The organism is Clostridium sp. AM34-11AC, assembly GCF_003435375.1.
GTDB lineage: Bacteria > Bacillota > Clostridia > Lachnospirales > Lachnospiraceae > Pilosibacter > Pilosibacter fragilis.
Genome location: NZ_QWGL01000093.1, coordinates 1 through 1,604 on the forward strand (window position 1 = coordinate 1; position 1,604 = coordinate 1,604).

Sequence of the window (1,604 nt, forward strand, 5' to 3'; positions counted from 1 at the left end):
ATTGCAAATGGCCACACTGTGCGCCCTGCTCATACCATTTTGCGGCTTCCTGCCAATTCTGCTCCACGCCATATCCCCTTTCATAGCACCGGCCAAGATTGCACATGGCATCGCCGTTGCCGCCTTCGGCACTGCGGCGATACCAGTAAAGCGCCCTTTCTTCGTTCTGTTCCACGCCTTCGCCGCGCTCGTAGCAGCATGCCAGATTATGCATGCATTGCAAATCGCCACACTGTGCGCCCTGCTCATACCATTTTATGGCTTCCTGCCAATTCTGATCCACGCCATATCCCCTTTTATAGCACAAGCCCAGATTGCTCATGCTAACCGGATAGCCGCACTCCGCACCTCTGCGATACCAGGAAAAGGCCTGCTCCCAACTCTGCTCCACGCCGCGGCCCTTTTCATAGCAGTATCCCAGATCCGTCATTGCCGTGCTCACGCCACTCTCTGCCGCCTCGCGGAACCAATGCACAGCCTGCTCCCAGTTTTGCTCCACGCCGTCGCCGTATTCATAGCATACGCCCAGCCGGTACATACCTTCACCGTAGCGCTGATACGCCGCCGCGCGCACCCAGTGCACGGCCTCGGCAGCGTCGGCTTCCACGCCGATCCCGTCGTGGAAGGCGCGGGCGAGCAGCATCTGTCCGCGGGGCGAACCGTATTCCGCCGCCTTGCAGTATAACTCGGCAGCCTTTTCCGCATCCGGAGCCGTGCCAATGCCGTATTGATAGCACACGCCCAAGCAGCACACCGCATTCAGGCTCCCCATTTCCACCGCCTGTTGATAAAGCCAAAAAGCCTGAACCGGATCCGCCTCCACGCCGTTTCCCTGCTCCATGCAGATGCCCAGATTGCATACGCCCCATGCGCTGCCGAGATATGCAGCTTTCCGAAAACAATCCACCATGCGCTTTTTATCCGATGCCTCTGCATCCCAAAGGGTGTTGCCTAAAGCCGTCCAATCATCTCCGGTCATATCGGCCTCGTTGGCGCGCAGCAATTTCCGGCCGCACTGCGGACAGCGCTCCGGCAGCTTTTCGCCTTCATCCCAATAATTACAGGTGTGATCCTCGCAGTGATAAATCATCGTTTCTAACTCCTTCTGCCTGCTGAAAAAAGCAGCGCGTTACACTATTTTCCATAGTATAACACGCTGCTTCAAAAAAGGAAAGACCGATCGGTCAGTCCTCGTTGCCGAAGAACTTATCGTGCACCACTTTGATGGCGCGGTTTGCATCGTCCTTGCAGAAGAAGTATCTGGAAGATTATGCAGTACAGCATGGATTTGATAATATTCAGCATTTCAGTGATGATGGATATTCAGGAACGAACTTCAACAGACCGGCATTCAATTCTCTGCTGACAGAGATTGAAGCTGGCAGGGTGGGAACAGTGATCGTCAAAGATATGTCCCGATTTGGCAGAAACTATCTGCAAGTAGGTTTCTATACTGAAATGATGTTTCCTAAGAAAAATGTCCGTTTTATTGCAGTCAATAACGGAGTTGACAGTGCCAATCCGGCAGATAATGATTTTACACCATTTCTGAATATCATGAATGAATACTACGCCAGAGACACCAGCCGTAAAATCCGTTCCAC

At 53.2% G+C, this 1,604-nt stretch carries 2 protein-coding genes; one reads left to right on the forward strand and one right to left on the reverse strand.

Annotation, left to right across the window (positions count from 1 at the left end; genetic code table 11):
- The coding region (locus DW826_RS17870; protein WP_147327185.1) for an SEL1-like repeat protein at nucleotides 1–1,090 on the reverse strand (1,090 nt) is incomplete at its 3' end.
- Nucleotides 1,091–1,224: 134 nt separating this feature from the next.
- On the opposite strand from DW826_RS17870, the gene DW826_RS17875 reads away from it, so the two are divergent.
- On the forward strand, nucleotides 1,225–1,604 hold a 380-nt coding region (locus tag DW826_RS17875), incomplete at its 3' end, for a recombinase family protein (protein WP_242994113.1).